13 protein-coding genes are annotated in these 16,928 nt (G+C 60.9%); 9 read left to right on the top strand and 4 right to left on the bottom strand.

The window, feature by feature from the left end; translation table 11 throughout:
* Nucleotides 1-27 precede the first annotated feature (27 nt).
* The 4 genes from G3480_RS09870 to G3480_RS09855 form a co-directional block, all read right to left on the bottom strand.
* Nucleotides 28-783, bottom strand: a complete 756-nt coding sequence (locus G3480_RS09870; RefSeq protein ID WP_240905730.1) for a protein-L-isoaspartate(D-aspartate) O-methyltransferase — start codon at nt 781-783, stop codon at nt 28-30.
* 41 nt (nt 784-824) lie between these two features.
* Complete coding sequence (locus tag G3480_RS09865; protein WP_164653719.1) at nt 825-1,124, bottom strand: hypothetical protein; 300 nt, start codon at nt 1,122-1,124, stop codon at nt 825-827.
* A 167-nt stretch (nt 1,125-1,291) separates the two neighbouring features.
* The gene (nadA, locus tag G3480_RS09860) at nt 1,292-2,371 is read right to left on the bottom strand and encodes a quinolinate synthase NadA (protein WP_164653718.1); all 1,080 of its coding nucleotides are present in this window, start codon (nt 2,369-2,371) and stop codon (nt 1,292-1,294) included.
* Between the two features lie 179 nt (nt 2,372-2,550).
* Nucleotides 2,551-4,083 (bottom strand): dynamin family protein, encoded by a 1,533-nt coding sequence (locus tag G3480_RS09855; protein ID WP_164653717.1) that lies wholly within the window; start codon nt 4,081-4,083, stop codon nt 2,551-2,553.
* Between the two features lie 645 nt (nt 4,084-4,728).
* Between G3480_RS09855 and G3480_RS09850 the strand changes: the two genes are divergently transcribed.
* The 9 genes from G3480_RS09850 to G3480_RS09810 all read left to right on the top strand — a co-directional run bounded on the left by G3480_RS09850 (nt 4,729) and on the right by G3480_RS09810 (nt 16,586).
* A complete protein-coding gene (locus tag G3480_RS09850) occupies nt 4,729-5,850 on the top strand; it encodes an efflux RND transporter periplasmic adaptor subunit (protein WP_420824617.1) in 1,122 nt (373 codons plus the stop codon).
* Nucleotides 5,851-5,921: 71 nt separating this feature from the next.
* Entirely contained in the window at nt 5,922-9,815 is a 3,894-nt protein-coding gene (locus G3480_RS09845) for an efflux RND transporter permease subunit (protein WP_164653715.1), read from the top strand.
* A 158-nt stretch (nt 9,816-9,973) separates the two neighbouring features.
* Nucleotides 9,974-10,675 (top strand): hypothetical protein, encoded by a 702-nt coding sequence (locus tag G3480_RS09840; protein ID WP_164653714.1) that lies wholly within the window; start codon nt 9,974-9,976, stop codon nt 10,673-10,675.
* Nucleotides 10,676-10,793: 118 nt separating this feature from the next.
* Nucleotides 10,794-11,561, top strand: coding sequence for a hypothetical protein (locus tag G3480_RS09835; protein WP_164653713.1), 768 nt, complete (start codon nt 10,794-10,796; stop codon nt 11,559-11,561).
* A gap of 184 nt (nt 11,562-11,745) precedes the next feature.
* Nucleotides 11,746-12,378 carry a nucleotide-binding protein gene (locus G3480_RS09830; protein WP_164653712.1) on the top strand — a complete coding sequence of 211 codons (633 nt, stop codon included), beginning with the start codon at nt 11,746-11,748 and terminating at the stop codon, nt 12,376-12,378.
* A gap of 184 nt (nt 12,379-12,562) precedes the next feature.
* The gene (locus tag G3480_RS09825; protein ID WP_164653711.1) at nt 12,563-13,093 is read left to right on the top strand and encodes a hypothetical protein; all 531 of its coding nucleotides are present in this window, start codon (nt 12,563-12,565) and stop codon (nt 13,091-13,093) included.
* A 74-nt stretch (nt 13,094-13,167) separates the two neighbouring features.
* Nucleotides 13,168-14,088 carry a 5'-nucleotidase gene (locus G3480_RS09820; RefSeq protein ID WP_164653710.1) on the top strand — a complete coding sequence of 307 codons (921 nt, stop codon included), beginning with the start codon at nt 13,168-13,170 and terminating at the stop codon, nt 14,086-14,088.
* Nucleotides 14,089-14,404: 316 nt separating this feature from the next.
* Nucleotides 14,405-15,010: a polysaccharide biosynthesis/export family protein gene (locus tag G3480_RS09815; protein ID WP_164653709.1), complete on the top strand. Its 606-nt coding sequence runs from the start codon at nt 14,405-14,407 to the stop codon at nt 15,008-15,010.
* A 358-nt stretch (nt 15,011-15,368) separates the two neighbouring features.
* On the top strand, nt 15,369-16,586 hold the full coding sequence (locus G3480_RS09810; RefSeq protein WP_164653708.1) for a porin family protein: 1,218 nt from the start codon (nt 15,369-15,371) through the stop codon (nt 16,584-16,586).
* Nucleotides 16,587-16,928: the final 342 nt, after the last annotated feature.

Here is a 16,928-nt window from a genome sequence, read left to right as displayed (position 1 = left end):
CCGGGCGGGGCTCCTCGGCGTCTAGCGTCACTGCCCCATGGCGCCCGTTACGGGCACGAAGCGGACCGGCAGCAGATTCTCGCGGACCAGGGCGCCGTGCTCGTCCTTGGAGAAGAGCGCAAGCTGCTGAATCCTGTCCGGCGCACCCATGGGGATGACGAGACGGCCGTCGGCGGCCAGTTGATCGACCAATGGCTGCGGGATGCGCGGCGCCGCCGCAGTGACGATGATGCCGTCGAAGGGTGCTGCCTCGGGCCAACCTTGCCAGCCGTCGCCGGAGCGCACATGGACCCGGTCGTAGCCTAGCGAAGCCAGCGTCTTGGACGCCTGCTCGGCAAGCTCAGGGACGATCTCGACCGTATAGACCTCGACGCCCATGGCGGCGAGGATCGCGGCCTGATAACCGGACCCCGTTCCCAGCTCGAAGACCTTGTCCCCCGGCCCGACGCCGAGCAGCTGGCTCATGATGGCCACGATGTATGGCTGCGAGATCGTCTGACCACTGCCGATTGGCAGGGGCGAATTGAGATAGGCGAGGTCTCGCCTGGGCGCTGGAACGAAGGCATGGCGCTCGACCTTCAGGAGCGCTGCCTCTACTGCCGGACTCAGGCGCGCGAAGCCAAGCTCGCCTGCGGTCGCAAGGACCTCGGCTTGGATTTGACCAATGAGTCGCTTGCGCTCCTCACTCATCTCCGCGGCCAGGGCAGAGGTGGCGAGCACAAGGCCGATCCAAGCGGACAGCATGCCAAGGTTGCGCATGGCGGGGAGAGATCTCAGGGGCATGGGGCTGAGCCTCATTGGCCGAAAGATGCGTCACGAGTGACCTACTTGAAGAGGTCTTCGGCGGCTTGTTGCAGCAAATCCGCCTTGGGTGCGCCTGATCCCTGTTCCGCGGCCGGGCTGGTTGGCTCGAACAGTTCGCAGAAGTTGGCAGCCGTCTTGTCGAGCACCCGCTCGACCATGGGCTCCACGCACGCGTTGGGTCGCCCAGGCGCGTAGTGACGACAATTACGACAGCAGCGTGTCGACTTGCCGCAGCCGATGCAATTGGTCTCACGACCGTAATCCAGTTTGCCGAGCGCTTGCCCGCAGTTCCAGCAATGGCCAATGACCTCGTCAGACATCAGGAAGCTCCGCAGCTAAGAAAGTGTCCATCAATTGTTTCCCGATGCGAGCGATGCCGCCCGAAATCCCCCCTAGCCCCCCTTTGCGAAAGGGGGGAAGTTGTTGATGGACGCTTTCTAAGGCCTAAGTCGGACAGGCTCCTAGGGTAGCAGCCCTGCGTTCGAGCCTAGCGAGGCTTCCTGCCGATACCGCGCTCGCGGGCGAAGTCGAGCATCCGTTGGATGGGTAGAACGGCGCGCTCCCGCACCCCAGGATCGATCTGAATCTCTTGGTCTCCCGTCTGCAGCACCTTCTCCAGATTCTGCAGTGCGTTCATGGCCATCCAGGGGCAGTGTGCGCAGCTCTCGCAGGTTGCGCCTTCGCCCGCCGTGGGTGCCGGAATCAACTTCTTGTGCGGCGCTAGCTGATGCATCTTCCAGAAGATGCCCGCGTCCGTAGCGACGATGAACTCCGGATTCGGCATCTCGGCGACCGCCTTGATGAGCTGAGTCGTCGAGCCGACGACATCCGCCTGGTCGACGACCTCGTCGGGCGACTCGGGATGGACGAGTACGGCGGCGTCCGGGTGGAGCTTGCGCACCCGCTCGAGCGCGAACGACTTGAACTCCTCATGGACCACGCAGGCGCCGTCCCATAGGAGCATGTCGGCGCCGGTCATGCGCTCAACATAGTGCCCGAGGTGCTTGTCCGGTGCCCAGAGGATCTTCTCACCCTTGGCGGCAAGGTGCTCGACGATGGGGAGGGCGATGCTCGATGTCACCACCCAGTCCGACCTGGCCTTGACCTCTGCGCTGGTATTGGCGTAGACCACGACGCTGTGATCCGGGTGGGCGTCGCAGAAGGCCGTGAAGGCGGCGGCGGGACAGCCCTCGTCGAGCGAACAGGTCGCGCCGAGGTCGGGCATGAGGACGCGCTTTTCCGGGTTGAGGATCTTGGCCGTCTCGCCCATGAAGCGCACGCCGCAGACCACGAGTGTGTCGGCACTGCTCTCCGTCCCGTACCGCGCCATTTCAAGCGAATCCGCGACATAGCCGCCCGTCTCCTCGGCGAGTGCTTGTAGATCGGCGTCCGTGTAGTAGTGCGCGACCAGGACGGCATTCTGGGCGGTCAGCAGATCGCGGATGCGTTCCTTGAGCGCAGCTTTCTCGTCCGCGGTGAGCGCCGGCCACTGGGGATGCGGGGGCACCTTCACGCTTGGCGACTGAGGGACGGATTCAGTGGGACCCGCGTGGGGCGACTTTGCCATGGTCGTGCTCCGCATCATCATCGACGGATAATCTCGCCCGCTGCTGAATGCGGGGCTCGGCCGTTCTGGGGCGCCGAGCCCCAAGCGAGCATCGGCAGCACGGGCGAGGGTGCATTTCCAAATACAGGGAAACGCATCTTTTCCTCTCTATCATGGCCGCTCGAGCGCCGCAGGAGGGATCAGCTGGTCTCGGATGCCAGATCGGTCTTGGGGACCTGAGTATCCTGAGTATCCGCCGAGCTGGTCCGGTTCGCGGGCTGCAAGATCCCGTTGCTAATGCCTCTCGGGTTGGTGAAACGTTCATTGAGCGTCTGGATGTAGGTCTCGCAGCCCTGCAGCACTTCGTCGATCTCTGCGCGCGCTTGGCCGTTCCATCCGAATGGTCGACCGAGCAGGACAGTGCGCCAAACCCCCGTGTTCTGCTTGAAGCAGGACAGCACATTGCCTGCCGGCTCGGCCTTGTCAACCTGCTTGCGCAGCCAAGGCATGACGCTGAGGGCAGCGACCTTGCGTACCCCGAAATGGATGGCGAGGACGAGCAGAATGACCAAGCCTCCGAGACTGTGTAGGCCCCAGGAAATGGATTTAACGACATCCAGCCAGGCGGCGTGATAGCTTAGCCCCTCCCACTGACCGAGCTGGAAGCTTCCCGCGAGGATGCCGATGGCGACGGCGCTGAAGATGAGGGTTTCAGCGATCAGCGTGCGACGGCGCCAGCGCTGCAGGGCCCCTTCCAGCAGCGGGATGGTCGTGCGATGAAAGTCCGTGGCGCACTTTCGCAGTGCGGCGATGATGCGGTAAGCACGTTCGACCTCGACTTGCTCCATACGCCGATAGATTTCCCCGAGGTCTTCGTCTCGCTTCTTCTCGAAGCGCTGACGGCGCTGCTCATCGGCAATTTGGGTCGATACAGCAGGACAGTAAATGGTGAAGAAGCGCCCCGCGGTCAGTCCGGCCTCGCCCATGGCTCGCACCCAAGCGGCAACGACGTCTTCCGGGTTGTCCTCCGCCGCCGCCGTGTCCAGCTGGTTGAGGATGTAGAGGAACTTCCCGGAATCGGAGCGCTTGATGGTGTCCGAGACGAGGTGCTTAAGGGTATCGCGCATGGCGCCAGGCTCGGGATGGCGTGCGTCGAAGAAGACCAGCACCAAGTCGGAGAGACCGATCATATGATCTGTAATGCGCAGCACGGCCGTGCGTTGGGCGTCCGCGTCGAACCCCGGGGAGTCGATGACGATCTTGCCGCGCAGCAGCTCGCTCTTGCAGGTCTTGAGCTGCAGATAGGCATCGATGCGGCTACCTTCGCCTTGGGCGACCTCCTCGATGTCTTGCGACATGCGAAAGAAGGGGAAGCGGGGATCGGAGTCCAGTGAAACGCCTGGAAGGGTGCGGCTCATTTCCTCCGGGCTGTAGACGATCACCGTGAAGCGGTCGTCGACGGCTTGATTGCCGGTCCGTTGGAGCTTGCTGCCGAGATAGTGATTGATGAAAGTCGATTTGCCGGCTGAGAAGGTTCCGAGAACCGAGATCAGCGGCCACCAGGGGATCTGGGTAGCGAACGACTGGTTTGGCTCGAGGAGTGCCATGCGGTAGGCAACCCGGTCAACGGCACGGAAGCTCTGCACGGCGCTGAGGAGGACGGGGTTTTCCTGCTCTAGGTGTGATTCCAAATCCTTGAGACGCTGCTGGAGGGCGTCGGCCGTAGACGTCATGGGGTAGAAACCTCGATTTTCTTGGCTGTCCGCGCGCTGGTGGCAAGGGCTGGCTTGGCGGATCCGCCGGTATCATGATCGGCTGGGTGCTCGCAGGCTGTCAGAGCCTAGGCATCAGCGGACCGCGATGTTACACCGATCTCGACGATGAACGATAGTCAACTGTCTTGCAGACCAAAATTTCAGCGCGGAATTGCGGGCTTGGCGCCCATGCGGCGCGCGACTCGGCTTGAATGTCGAGCTTTGCTGAATGCATACTGCACTACTGCATGGCGCGGTTTGCTGCTGGGTTATGCGCCTTTGAAGGATCTCGCGTGTGTGCGATCCGGCAGCACTGGATGCGCGCATCGCCTTACCTCGTTCGTGACGTGAACAACTTAAGAGGCTATCTGAACAAAGCTCGTAGGGGCGACTTCAGTCGCCCTTGGCACTGGCGGGAGGGCGAATGAATTCGCTACAGCTCGGGCGATTGCAATAGTCAGACAGCCTCTAAGGGCTGGCATGGTCTCTGAGTTGAGTTTGGATGCCAACAGTCCGAGTAGTCGACCCGAGCGCGATCCACCTTGTCGGGCGACGTTCTCCATTGAATAGCGTTTGGTGTGTAATCCGATGGGAACAAAGATGAAAAGCGCTTCTGCTGCGTGCATGCTCGCCTTGGCCGTCGCCGCGGCGCTGCCGGGGGTTGCCCTAGCGGGTGCGGGTGAGTCCTTCGTTGTCCAGCAGGCGCAGGGGGCCCCGACGGTCTCCCTTGGCGGTACTGTGGTCCCCTATAAAGAGGTAACGCTTGCCGCACAGCTCCCAGGCCGGGTGACCTACCTTGCCGGGCGTGAGGGTGACGCTTTCGACGAAGACAAGCTACTGGTCGCCATTGGCGACGAGGAACTCGTTGCCAAACGCCGTGCCATGCTGGCCCAGATGGCATCGGCAGACGCTCAGCTGCGTAATGCCGGCGTTCAATATACTCGCGAACTCTATTCGCCACGCTCGCGCAATGCCCCCGGCGGCATGGGGTTGCCGAACCTTTTCGACCAAATGTTCACGCGCCCAGTCGAGAGCTTCATTGGCGAGCGTGATCGGGGCGCGGAGTTCTCGGCGGACGTCTACGCCTCCGGCGTTCAGATCCAAGAGGCGCAAAGCGGCATGATGCGGCTCCAGGCTGAGCTTCAGGCGCTCGATTCCAAGATCCGCGATGCACGCAGCATCGCGCCCTTCGATGGCGTCATCGTGAAGAAGTTCGTTGAGGTGGGGGACACGGTGCAGCCCGGTCAACCGCTCCTCAACTACGCCGACGTCGGCTATCTCCAGGTCGAGGTGGATGTGCCCGCGCGGCTCAGACCAGGACTTCGCGAGGGGCAGATGCTGCAAGCGGAGATCGATCCCGCCAACCGCCGCGTACCCATTAGAGTCGCGCAGATCTTTCCGATGGCGGACCCGCAACGGCATACGGTCAAGATCAAGTTCGATCTGCCGCAGGGGGTTTCCGAGCCTGGCATGTATGCGAAGGTCTTGGTCCCGGACTTCAATGCCCCGGCGCGTTCTAGCCCAGTCATTCCGAAGAGCGCCGTGCGCTACAACGGCAGCTTGCCTGGCGTCTACGTGCTGACCGAGAGCGGAGAGCCACAGCTTCGCCTCATTCGGGTGGGCGAGGCGCTCGATGGCGGCTTCATCAGTGTCCTGAGCGGGCTCAGGCCTGGCGAGCGGATACTCTCCGATCCCGGTCCGAGGGTGACCGCTGGATGGGCAAAGGGCGTTTCCCCCGACCGCTAGCGCGCCCTCCTGGTCGTGTCATGTGCCCTTTGCGGCGCTCTGGAGCAGGCCTTGAAAAATCTGGATCCGATATGAGCCAAGACCTCCCCTCGAATGCTGAGAACGACCCGACGCCTCCCCTGAGTGAAGAGAATCTCGGGATTGCCGGCCGTACGGCCAAGATCTTCATTCGCTCCCCGCTTTCGCCGCTGTTCTACTTTGCGATGCTGATGATGGGGCTCTTGGGTCTCTTCCTGACGCCGCGTCAGGAGGATCCGCAGATCTCCGTGCCCATGATCGACATCATGGTGCAGTATCCCGGGGCCTCCGCGCAGCAAGTCGCCAATCTCGCAATACAGCCGCTCGAACGGATCATGAGCGAGATCCCCGGCATCAAGCATGTCTACTCCGCCTCGGAGCGTGGTCAGGGCCTTGTCACCCTCGAATTCGAGGTTGGCGAGGAAATGGGCCCCTCGCTGGTCAAGGTCAACGACAAGCTCGCCTCGAACATGGACAAGATCCCGCCCGGGGTCATGCCGCCTTTGGTCAAGAGCAAAGGCATCGACGACGTCCCTATCGTCACCCTGACACTCTGGTCGAAAGACCTGGATAGCGACGGCGTGCCCGATGTCGACGATGCGCAGCTGAGGCTGCTCGCGCAAGACGTCTTGCAGGCGCTCAAGCAAGTCAAGAACACGGGCAACGCCTTCGTCGTCGGCGGCCGGCGTGAGCAGGTCACGATCGACGTTTCGCCCGAGCGACTCGCCGGCTACCGCATTAGCCTCGATCAGGTCGCCCAGACGCTCAAGGGGGCCAATGCCGAACAGACGGCGGGTGGTGTCGAGGTCAGCGGATCGCGCTTCTCCGTGACGACCGGCGCCTTCCTCACCGGCGTGGAGGACATCAGCCGTCTCGTGGTCGGGACCCACAATGACGTGCCTGTCTACATGCACGACGTGGCGCGCGTGACCTTGGGGCCGGAGGCGGATACCTCCCAGATGGTCAGCTACTATACGGGGTCCGGCGCGGCGATCGAGGAGCGTGCCGATGGGCGACCCGCGGTCACCATCGCGGTCGCCAAGAAGGAACTGACCAATGGCGTCACGGTGGCGAACGCGATCATCGAGCAGGTCGCGGAGCTGCGCGGGTCGCGCATCCCGGAGAACGTCGAGGTCAGTGTCACGCGTAACTACGGCCAGACCGCAGATGACAAGGTCGATGAGCTGATCTTCAAGCTGATCGTGGCGACCTTCTTCGTCTTCGTGCTGGTGCTGGTGGCCTTCCGCGCACTCAAGCCAGCCCTGGTCGTCATGCTGGTGATCCCGGTCGTGCTCTTCATGACGGTGTTCGTCGCCTGGATCTGGGGGATGACCATTGACCGGGTGAGCCTCTTCGCGCTCATCTTCTCCATCGGCATCCTGGTCGACGACGCCATCGTGGTGGTGGAGAACATCTATCGCCGCTGGCTCGAAGAGGGCCGGACGGACGATGACACAGCGGTCGATGCGGTGCGTGAAGTCGGCAATCCGACCATCCTCGCGACCTTCACCGTCATCGCCGCGCTGTTGCCGATGGGTTTTGTCAGCGGGATGATGGGACCCTACATGGAGCCGATTCCAAAGCTCGGCTCCGTCGCCATGTTCATCTCGCTGTTCGCCGCCTTCGTCTTCACGCCTTACCTCGCGATCTCCAAGGTTCTGCGCCCTTCCATGCGCTATTTGAATGCGGCCGAGAAGCGCGAGCATCGCGGCGCGGAGCGTCTCGAGCGCTTCTTTCGGAGGATTCTGACGCCGCTGATGGAGGATCCGCGTAAGCGCCGTCGCTTCCGGCTGGCGCTTTGGGGCACTTTCCTCTTCACCTGCTCCTTCTTCTACTTCCATTGGGTGGCGGTCAAGATGCTGCCGCTCGACAACAAGCCGGAGTTCTCGGTCGTCATCGACATGCCCGAGGGCACGGCCTTGCCGGTGACGGCTAATCTCGCCCACCTCATGGCGGAGCGCCTCAAGACCATCGACGAGGTCACGGCCATTCAGCTCTACGCGGGCACCGCGCGCCCCTTCGACTTCAACGGCATGGTGCGCCATTATTATCTGCGCTCCGAACCCTGGCAGGCGGAGTTGCAAGTCCAACTGAAGGACAAGACGGAGCGCGCTCGCAGCAGTCATGAGATTGCCGTTGAGGCGCGCGCCTTGCTGAAGGACCTCGAGCAGAGCAAGGACGCGCGCATCGCCGTCGTCGAGATGCCGCCAGGTCCGCCCGTGCTCCAGTCCGTGGTTGCCGAGATCTACGGGCCGAACGCCGAGATGCGCCGCGAGTTTGCGCGCGATGTCACCGAGATCTTCGAGGAGGCCGAGAGCGCGCGGGACGTCGACAACTATCTGCGCGATCCCTATGACTATTGGCGCTTCAACGTCGATACGGAGAAGGCCGTTCGGCGCGGTATTTCCGTCGACACCATCAATCGCAATCTTTCGATGGCGCTGGGCGGCACTCCGCTCGGTGACATCAAACAGCAATCCGGACGCCAAAGCGGCCACGAGCCCATCCAAATTGTGTTGCAGGTGCCGCTCGCCGAGCGCTCACAGATCCAGCGCTTGGGTGATCTGCCCGTGCAATCGACATTCGGCTACACGGTGCCGCTCAGTGAGCTTGGCGAGTTCAAGCGCGCGCCTGAGGAAGACATCATCTTCCACAAGGATCTGCGCCCCGTGGAGTACGTGGTGTCGGATGTTGGTGGGCGGCTCGCGGCGCCTGTCTACGCCATGTTCCAGATCCAGGACTTGATGGCGGAAAAGGACTATGTCGCCCCGGACGGGTCGCGGCCCGCAGAGGGCGGCGGATTCAGCGATGCCTTCAACTGGCTCGGACCGCCGGCAGATGACAACAGGCTTGCCTGGGAGTGGGGCGGCGAGTGGACCGTGACCTATGAGACCTTCCGGGACATGGGTGCGGCCTTTATCGTCGCCCTGCTGCTCATCTACATCCTGGTGGTGTGGGAGTTCGGCAATTTCCGGATACCCCTGGTCATCATGGCCCCGATCCCGCTGACGCTGCTGGGGATCATTCCCGCGCATGCATTCATGTTCGCCCTTGGCATGGGCGGCGAGTTTACTGCGACTTCGATGATCGGCTGGATCGCGCTCGCGGGCATCATCGTCCGTAATTCGATCCTGCTAGTGGACTTTGCCATTCACGAGATCCAGAAGGGCGTCCCCGTTGCGGAGTCGATGATTCGATCCTGCAAGATTCGGACGCGCCCCATTCTGATTACCGCGCTCGCCTTGGTGGCCGGGTCCAGCGTCATCATCACGGATCCGATTTTCCAAGGGATGGCGATCTCTCTGCTCTCCGGTGTGCTGGTCTCGACCATGCTGACCCTGATCGTTATCCCGCTCGGCTGTGTCGCCGCGAAGGAAGATATGTGCAAGGTCGCTGCGGCCGGCATGCCTGCGGGCGGGGATATTCCCTGTCGGCTTGAGGTGGAGGAAGCCGGTAGTAAGGGCGCTACAGAGAAAAAGGCCAGCGGTTTGGGTTACCGTGTGTGGGGCATGGTCGTCGAAGTCTTCGTCCTGTCCTTCTATGCCGTGCGGGGGATCTTTCTGCTGCTCTTCGACTTGCTGAAGGGGCTGAAGAAGACCAAGAAACCAGCCAAGACGGGTCAGCGGCCGGTTGCGATGTCGGCCAATCAGGCGGTGGCGGAGGCGCGTCCGCAAGAGAGTTCCAAGCCGCCCGAGGCGCCCCAGGTTGAGCCTGCCCCGCAGGCGGCGAAGTCCCCAGCCCCTTCAACGCGCAAGACGGCGTCGAAAAAGGCGACCACCAAGAAGACGACGACCAAGAAGACAGCCACGAAGAAGAAGGCGGTCAGGTCGAGCGAGAGTGCATCACGCGCGCAATCGTCGCAGCCTGCTGCGAAGAAGGCGGCGCGGAGGGGGATTCGCCTAAAGGGGGTGGATGATGGCTCGGATACAGGGAGTGATGAGTCCTGAGATGCTTCGCCTCTGAGGGCACGCCTTGTCTGGCTGAAAGGCCTGGGGCCCATCCGAGGCGGCGATGGTGTGTTTTGATGCGCGGAGTTCGGCCGACCTCCCTCCAGTCTCTGTTCACAAGGTTTTGCCGGTGCTCTTGGCTTGGCAAAGCAAGCCTGGTGCTCTTGATCAATGGCGTGCTGGTGTCGACTCTAGAGGCCCAATGGGGCAGTGAGGCTGGCTGGCGTCCGCCGGATGATTCGGCCCAGACCTGGCGCTTCGGGCCTGAAGAGGCGCCTTATGACCCAAGTGCCCGGTCGTTTGCGTCAGGTGGCTACGGCGGGGAGGCGACCGACTGGCGGGATGGACGAGGCGACCTCTATTCGGTGCCGGATGAGCGGGCGTCTTCCGAGCGGCGCTTTGGTCAGCCCAGATCGCCGTACGAGGCGGGTTTTGAGCGGCCAGCCCCGAGCCGCTATCAGGACTGGTCAGGCGGTGCCTATGGTGATCCTAGGGAGGCTTTCGGGAAGCAGGGGTTTGGCTCGAATCAGGGTCCGGAGATCGAACTGGATCTGAGCCGAACGCCGAGCTATGGCGGGATCAATCAGCCTGAGCGAAAGGATTCCCGGTTTCGGTTCCGTGGCGATCCCTCTCTGCCTGCGGCCAGGTCGCGCGGCGCGCCTTGGGGTGATCAATATCGCTTTCGGCCGCTGGCGCCGAACGAGCAGCAGGCCGTCGAGTCCGAGACACATTGGCGGCCTTGGAAAGAGGAGTCTCAGGATCTCCCACAAGAGCCGCAGTGGACGCCGAATCTCTTCGACTCCATGTCTGGCGCGGTTGGGTCGCCGCCAAATCAATATTCCCCGTGGCGATCCCGTTAAGATTGCAGATGTGGCGTCGCGGCGCCGCGCCGCCGGATGCACCTCATTGGCACCAGCGAGATGGAAGAATCCAAGCGAACATCCACCACAAAGAGACGACACGAGGGGAATCCTTAGCATGAGAATCCATAAGCGACTGCAGTTGGCGGCTGTTTTGGGCGCGGCCTTGACGGTTTCGGCGCAGGCGGAGATCGCCGGTGTGGAGTTTTCGGCGGACATGGTCAGCCGAGGACCTGATGGCGAGTCGACCACGGGCAAGATGTTCGTCGGTGATGACCGCATGCGGGTGGAAATGTCGCAGCAAGGTCTCGAGATGGTCCGCATTACTGACCAGGAAAAGGGGATGGAGTGGATTCTCTTTCCGGAGCAGAAGGGTTACATGGAGCGCCCCATTCCCGCGGACTCGAAGACTGAGGCTCCCATGTCGCCGCCTTCAGCGGAAACAAGTCCCTGCGAAGGCGTGCCTGGCCTCACTTGTCGCAAGGTGGGGCAGGAAGAGGTGGCTGGCCGGCCGGCGATCAAGTGGGAAATGGTGGTTGAGCGTGATGGTCAGAGCGCAACCGGGGTGCAATGGATCGATGTGGAGCGCGGCTTGCCGCTCAAGTATCAGATGCCGAATGGTCAAGCGATGGAGTTGGCGATGCTGGGCTCGGAGACCATCGGCGGTCGATCTGTGGAAAAGTGGCAGATGACGACCACTGTGCCCGACAAGCAGCCGGTTCAGACCTTCCAGTGGTACGACCCTGAGCTGAAGCTGTCGGTACGTGAGGAGTTTCCCGGTGGCTTTGTGCGCGAGCTGGACAATATCCAGATCGGAAGTCAGCCCGACGGCCTGTTCCAAGTGCCGGCGGACTACACCAAGATGGAGCAGCCGCCGCAGCGCTAGCGATTGGCGCGCGGCCTCGCCCCGGCGCTTCGCCTGCCGTGGATCGATTTTGAGTGCCCGGTCCGGCAGGCGGCTGGCGCAATGTGTCTAATTTCGCGCTGGGAGCGCCGCGCCATTATCGGGCTGCTGACATGGCACGGCGATCTGCACTTGGGACGATTCGCAACTTGATGGAAAGCGCAAGATGATCACGATCATTGCCAGTCTCAAGGGCGGCTCGGGAAAGAGCACCCTGACGTTCAACCTGGCGGTCTGGCTCGCGATGGCCGAGGCTCGGGTCTTGCTCGTCGATGCGGATCCGCAGGCTACGTTGACGGATGTCGTTGAGGTCCGCAAAGAGGAGCGCTTCAATCCGATTCTTGAAGTGAAAGACAAGGCTGCCTTGACGCAGGAAAGGCTGCGGGACGCCGATGAGACCCTGGTCGATGTCGGCACCGCCGATATGGAGAGCTTGAGGCACGCCATCTCGCTCTGCGATCGCGTCGTCGTGCCGGTGCCGCCCTCTCAGGCCGATATCTGGTCGACGCAGCGCTTCATTAAGATGATCTCGGCGATCGAGCGGGATTCGCCGCCGGAGATCGTCGGTTTGATCAACCGTGGCGATACGCACCATGCGGTTCAGGAAACCAACGAGGCCGCGGCGGCACTGGTGTCACTGCCGGTTCTCAGATTCATCAAGCCGAGATTGTGTCAGCGGACGGTCTTTCGGCGCTCCTTCAGTGAGGGGCTGGCCGTGTTCGAGCTGGAGCCTCGCGGTAAGGCGGCACGTGAATTCCTGGCCCTTACGGCGGCGCTCTACCCCCACCTCGTTGGCTAACCGACGCGGTGCCGGCAAGGCGTCCAACTTTACTTCAGCTGCCTGGATCTCAGACGATGCCATAGCGTCCAACTTTCTTGATCGGCTTGACCATTCTGTTAAGCTCCGAGGCAACATCAGTCGCTTGGTCGTTTCGTCCAGCTGTACTGACAGACGAATCCAACGATGAAACGCAGACACGATCATGGCGGACAATGAGAATCTGACCTCTGGGGGAGCGCCTCGAGGTCGCCCGGAGGACGATTCTTCGAGCATCGAAGCTGCGGATTCACAGGTCAATGCCTATGCGATTGATCGCCTGTCCCAGGCGTTTGAGACCAGCGCCAAGCGCTGGGAGTTGATCGTCTACCCCAGCCTGTTCGCCTTCATCATCCTTGCCGCCTACGGGTTTTATCTCGTCTTCAGTCTCGCCAAAGACGTCCACTATCTCGCCATCAGCGTGGATACCAACATGACTGTCATGGCGAGCAACATGCAATCGATCTCTGACAACATTTCGCAAATGAGTTCCAACGTCAGGACCATGACCGTCAGCGTCAATTCCATGGCCCGCGACGTCAATGCCTTAGAGCCGATGTTGGTGAGCATTCAGGACATGGATCGCGCGATGCAGAATATGACGCTTTCGACATCCTCAATGCGGCATGACATGGCCGTGATGAATCAGAACATTGGCCGTCCCATGCAGTTCATGAACTGGTTCATGCCTTGGTAGCCGCTTACCTCGAAGCCAGATGCCGTCGGGGCAGACGGCCGGGTCGGCTGCCACTTTATGTCCGCTGAGATCATATGTCCGTCGAGATTAATGGAGCGTCCCAGGCCGTTCGGCTGATCGTCGCCATCTCCTCCCGCGCCCTGTTCGATTTGACCGAGTCCCACCGCATCTTCGAGACTGAGGGCGTCCAGGCCTATTACGAATATCAGGTAGCGCACGAGGCCGAGATCCTCGAGCCCGGCGTTGCCTTCCCGCTTGTCCGCAAGCTGATGAGTCTGAACGACTCGCTTGGAGACCGAGGGCGGGTCGAGGTCATCCTGCTGTCGCGCAACAGCTCGGACACCGGGCTCAGGGTGCTCACCTCGGCGCACCATCATGGACTGGACATCTCGCGAGCCGCATTTACCGGTGGGACGAGTCCTTACCGCTACGTCTCGGCCTTTGGGGCGCACCTCTTTCTGTCCGCGGATCCTGATGACGTTCGTCTGGCTCTCGCCGCTGGTTGTGCGGCGGCGACGGTGCTGCCGTCGTCTGCCGCCGCTGCTGAGCATGACGACGACCAACTGCGGATCGCCTTCGATGGCGATGCCGTGCTCTTCTCCGACGAGGCCGAGCGACTCTACCGTGAGCAGGGGCTTGCGGTCTTCAATGAGCGTGAATCGGCTGCGGCGCACGAGCCCTTGCCCGACGGCCCATTCAAGGGGTTGCTGGCCGCAATCCACCAGCTCCAGACACTCTTTCCGGTCGACGCCTCGCCGCTGCGCACAGCGCTGGTGACAGCGCGTGGCGCACCTTCGCACGAGCGCGTCATCAGAACGCTCCGAGCCTGGGGTATCCGCATTGACGAGGCCTTGTTCCTTGGGGGGCTGAGTAAGGCGCGCTTCCTCGCCGCATTCGATGCGGACATCTTCTTCGATGACCAAACTCACCACTGCGAGGCCGCCCGCCTGCACGTTGCAACTGGGCATGTGCCTCATGGTGTCGCGAACCTCTAGCCTCTCGCTGCGGGAGAGGCGCCGCTCCCATCGGCTGCGCGGTCGGGCCAAGGTGATGATCGAGACCGAATTTCGCCTGAGCGCGCGCTGCACACCTCAGTCGTGCAGCCTCCCAACAAGTTATTCTGTGGCTGAACCGCACTCATCGACGAGCCTGGAAAAAGACGGACTTGGATGGTGTAATTCCACAACTTTGACCCTGGTGAATTGAGGTAAATGGACGATGTGTTCGGAGATCAAGCGTGGACGTCGATTTGAGTCGTGTTTCTTTACTCGATTGAGCCTGGTCGCGGTTCTGGCGCTTCTGGTGTCAGTCATGACGGGCTGTGAGAGTTTGAATCTTGTCGACAGCGGCGAAGCCAATCCGGGGCAGTCCGAGGTTGTCGCAAGTCCAGTCGCGACGACCAATGTCGGTATGGGCGAGGGTGTCGCTCCCGAAAGCTACCGGCTGAGGCCGGGGGACGTTGTCGCCGTGTCGGTCTGGCAGGAGCCGGGCTTGGAGCAGCTTGTCCTGGTGCGTCCAGACGGCGGCATTTCCTTTCCCTTGGCGGGCGATTTGAACGCTGCTGGACTCACGGTTGGTGAACTCTCCGGCACCTTGAGGGATCGGCTCAAGAAATACATCTCCGATCCCGTCGTCACCGTGACGCTTCAAGAGATACCGGGAAACCGCATCTATGTCATCGGTCGGGTCAGCAAGCCCGGAGACTTCCCCCTTGTGACGCGAGGTGTCACGGTCATGCAGGCGCTTGCGGTGGCGGGTGGGCTGACCCCCTTTGCAGATGCGAGCGAGATCAAGATATTGCGGAAGGTCGATGGTAAGGAGCGCTCGATACCTTTCGATTACAAAAAGGTGCATAGGGGCCAAGCACTGGAGCAGAACATCGAGCTCCAAGCCGGGGATGTCATTGTCGTCCCCTAGCGAGGCTTCGCCTCAGACCGACGAGTCATGCCATCGGGATCGCTATCGGAATCGGGATCGCTATCGTCGGTTCGATACCCATGCCGACGGCCTTGTATGGTCGGACGCTTCATCGAAATTTGACTCATCTGCAAGCATTTTGCGGCCTCAAGGATTCTAGGGAGGCAGCGCTCGCATGCCGCGTGGGACCAATCGGCTTGCAAAGCAGCCTGCCGAGTTCCTTTCAGTCTCGGCAGGGTCGGCTTTGCGAGACCATTGTTCAGTTTGGGTGACGCGGTGAGGGGCCTAGAAGACATTCGCGTTGCCCAGGCTAAGGGAGGCGCTAGCGCCGTAACAAGAGGATATTGGCGAGTCAGTCATGGGAATGAATGCTGTAGTAACTCCTAAGGGGTGCCTGCGCTGGTGCTCGATGCTCGGCTTCTTGATGCCGATGTCGACCCTGGTCTACGCCGAGCAATGGTACCTGGAGCCGCAGGCCTCGCTGGAAGTCCGTTACGATGACAATGTGCGCTTGAGCGTTGTGGATCCCATCAGCTCTTCGAGTGGGATCGCGACCGCCGAAGTCGAGGCCGGTCGTCGATCCGAGGTCTCCGAGATCGGCCTGCGTGGGGAGGTTGTTGCGCGCAGCTACGCGGAGGCGTCCGATCTCGATCAGACGGACGCAGCGCTGGGTTTCACCAGCGCATATCAGTGGGGCCTAAGTCGTCTCGGGCTGGATGCGAGCTTCGACTATGATTCGACCTTGACCAGTGAGGTCGCGACCTCAGGTCTGGTGCAGGTCAATAAGAGGCGTGAACGCGTTTCGGTTAGGCCCTCTTGGAGTTACAAGATGACCTCTAGGCTGGACGCGCGGGCTGGCCTGAGCTATCAAGAGGTCAGCTATGAAGATGTCGAACTCATTCCGCTATTCAACTATAGCTTCACGACTGCGGATCTGACGCTGATCTATGCCTGGAGCGAGCGGGCGACGACCTTTGGGCGCGCTAGCTATGCGAAATACGATGCGGACCAAGTTGATACGGCATCGAATAGCCTCGGTGTCGAGATTGGTGCCGACTATTTGCTCTCTGAAAGCATGTCGCTCAGTACTTTGGCTGGTTTGCGTAATACGAACGCAGAGACGCCGACTCTATTCGGAATTGAGGAAACGGAGAACTCCGGGCCGCTTTTCCAACTGGAGTTGAAGAAGTCGTTCGATCGAGGACTGCTTCGGCTAGGTGCCGATCGGTCGCTTGTGCCGAGCAGTAGCGGAACCTTGCTGGATACGACCGCATTGGAGGCTTCGATCGACTATGAGCTTGCTCCAAGATGGAGTTTTCTGTTCAGTGCGAGAGGCTATCGGAATAGAGCGCCTGATGGTGAGTCCTCTGGCTATGACCGTGACTACCTGTCACTCATCCCTAGGCTTCGCCACAAACTGACTGAGGCTTTGTCAGTCGATTTGAGCTATCGCTATCGCTGGCAGAAATACGATGATCGCGAAAAGGGTGCGGCTTCAAATGCGGTCTATCTCAGTCTGCGCTATTCAATGCCTCGCGACCCACTCTCGCGCTGGTCTAGTTTGAAGAGTCAATAGTGCGTGAAGAGTCAATAGTGCTTGAAGAGTCAATAATGCGAGTTCTTTATTTCTTGGTATACTCGCTATAGCAATAAAATGCGATTTTTATAATTACTATATTGCCGATCGCTTGCAGTCATCTTATTTGATAACTAGGCATCCTTGTACAGTCAAAGCTTTGGTTGTGCGGAGGCAAGAGCAATCTCTGTCTGAAGTTATATTAAATGGCTATAACCGGTATTTATAAAAGTCAAGAGCCTATTTCATATTATGTATCATTGTCAATTTTCTGAGCAGGATAAAGCGGAGATCAACCAGGCGCGGTTTCACGATCCGGTTCCTTTAATACGAAAACGCATG

The organism is Thiorhodococcus mannitoliphagus, assembly GCF_010915725.1.
Classification (GTDB): Bacteria; Pseudomonadota; Gammaproteobacteria; order Chromatiales; family Chromatiaceae; genus Thiorhodococcus; species Thiorhodococcus mannitoliphagus.
Note: the sequence above shows the minus strand (reverse complement) of the source record. Positions and strands in the feature narration are given on the sequence as shown.

Coding starts and splice junctions, on each gene's coding strand:
- G3480_RS09870 (WP_240905730.1), bottom strand. CDS start 783: ATGCCCCTGAGATCTCTCCCCGCCATGCGCAACCTTGGCATGCTGTCC.
- G3480_RS09865 (WP_164653719.1), bottom strand. CDS start 1,124: ATGTCTGACGAGGTCATTGGCCATTGCTGGAACTGCGGGCAAGCGCTC.
- nadA (WP_164653718.1), bottom strand. CDS start 2,371: ATGGCAAAGTCGCCCCACGCGGGTCCCACTGAATCCGTCCCTCAGTCG.
- G3480_RS09855 (WP_164653717.1), bottom strand. CDS start 4,083: ATGACGTCTACGGCCGACGCCCTCCAGCAGCGTCTCAAGGATTTGGAA.
- G3480_RS09850 (WP_420824617.1), top strand. CDS start 4,729: ATGCTCGCCTTGGCCGTCGCCGCGGCGCTGCCGGGGGTTGCCCTAGCG.
- G3480_RS09845 (WP_164653715.1), top strand. CDS start 5,922: ATGAGCCAAGACCTCCCCTCGAATGCTGAGAACGACCCGACGCCTCCC.
- G3480_RS09835 (WP_164653713.1), top strand. CDS start 10,794: ATGAGAATCCATAAGCGACTGCAGTTGGCGGCTGTTTTGGGCGCGGCC.
- G3480_RS09830 (WP_164653712.1), top strand. CDS start 11,746: ATGATCACGATCATTGCCAGTCTCAAGGGCGGCTCGGGAAAGAGCACC.
- G3480_RS09825 (WP_164653711.1), top strand. CDS start 12,563: ATGGCGGACAATGAGAATCTGACCTCTGGGGGAGCGCCTCGAGGTCGC.
- G3480_RS09820 (WP_164653710.1), top strand. CDS start 13,168: ATGTCCGTCGAGATTAATGGAGCGTCCCAGGCCGTTCGGCTGATCGTC.
- G3480_RS09815 (WP_164653709.1), top strand. CDS start 14,405: ATGACGGGCTGTGAGAGTTTGAATCTTGTCGACAGCGGCGAAGCCAAT.
- G3480_RS09810 (WP_164653708.1), top strand. CDS start 15,369: ATGGGAATGAATGCTGTAGTAACTCCTAAGGGGTGCCTGCGCTGGTGC.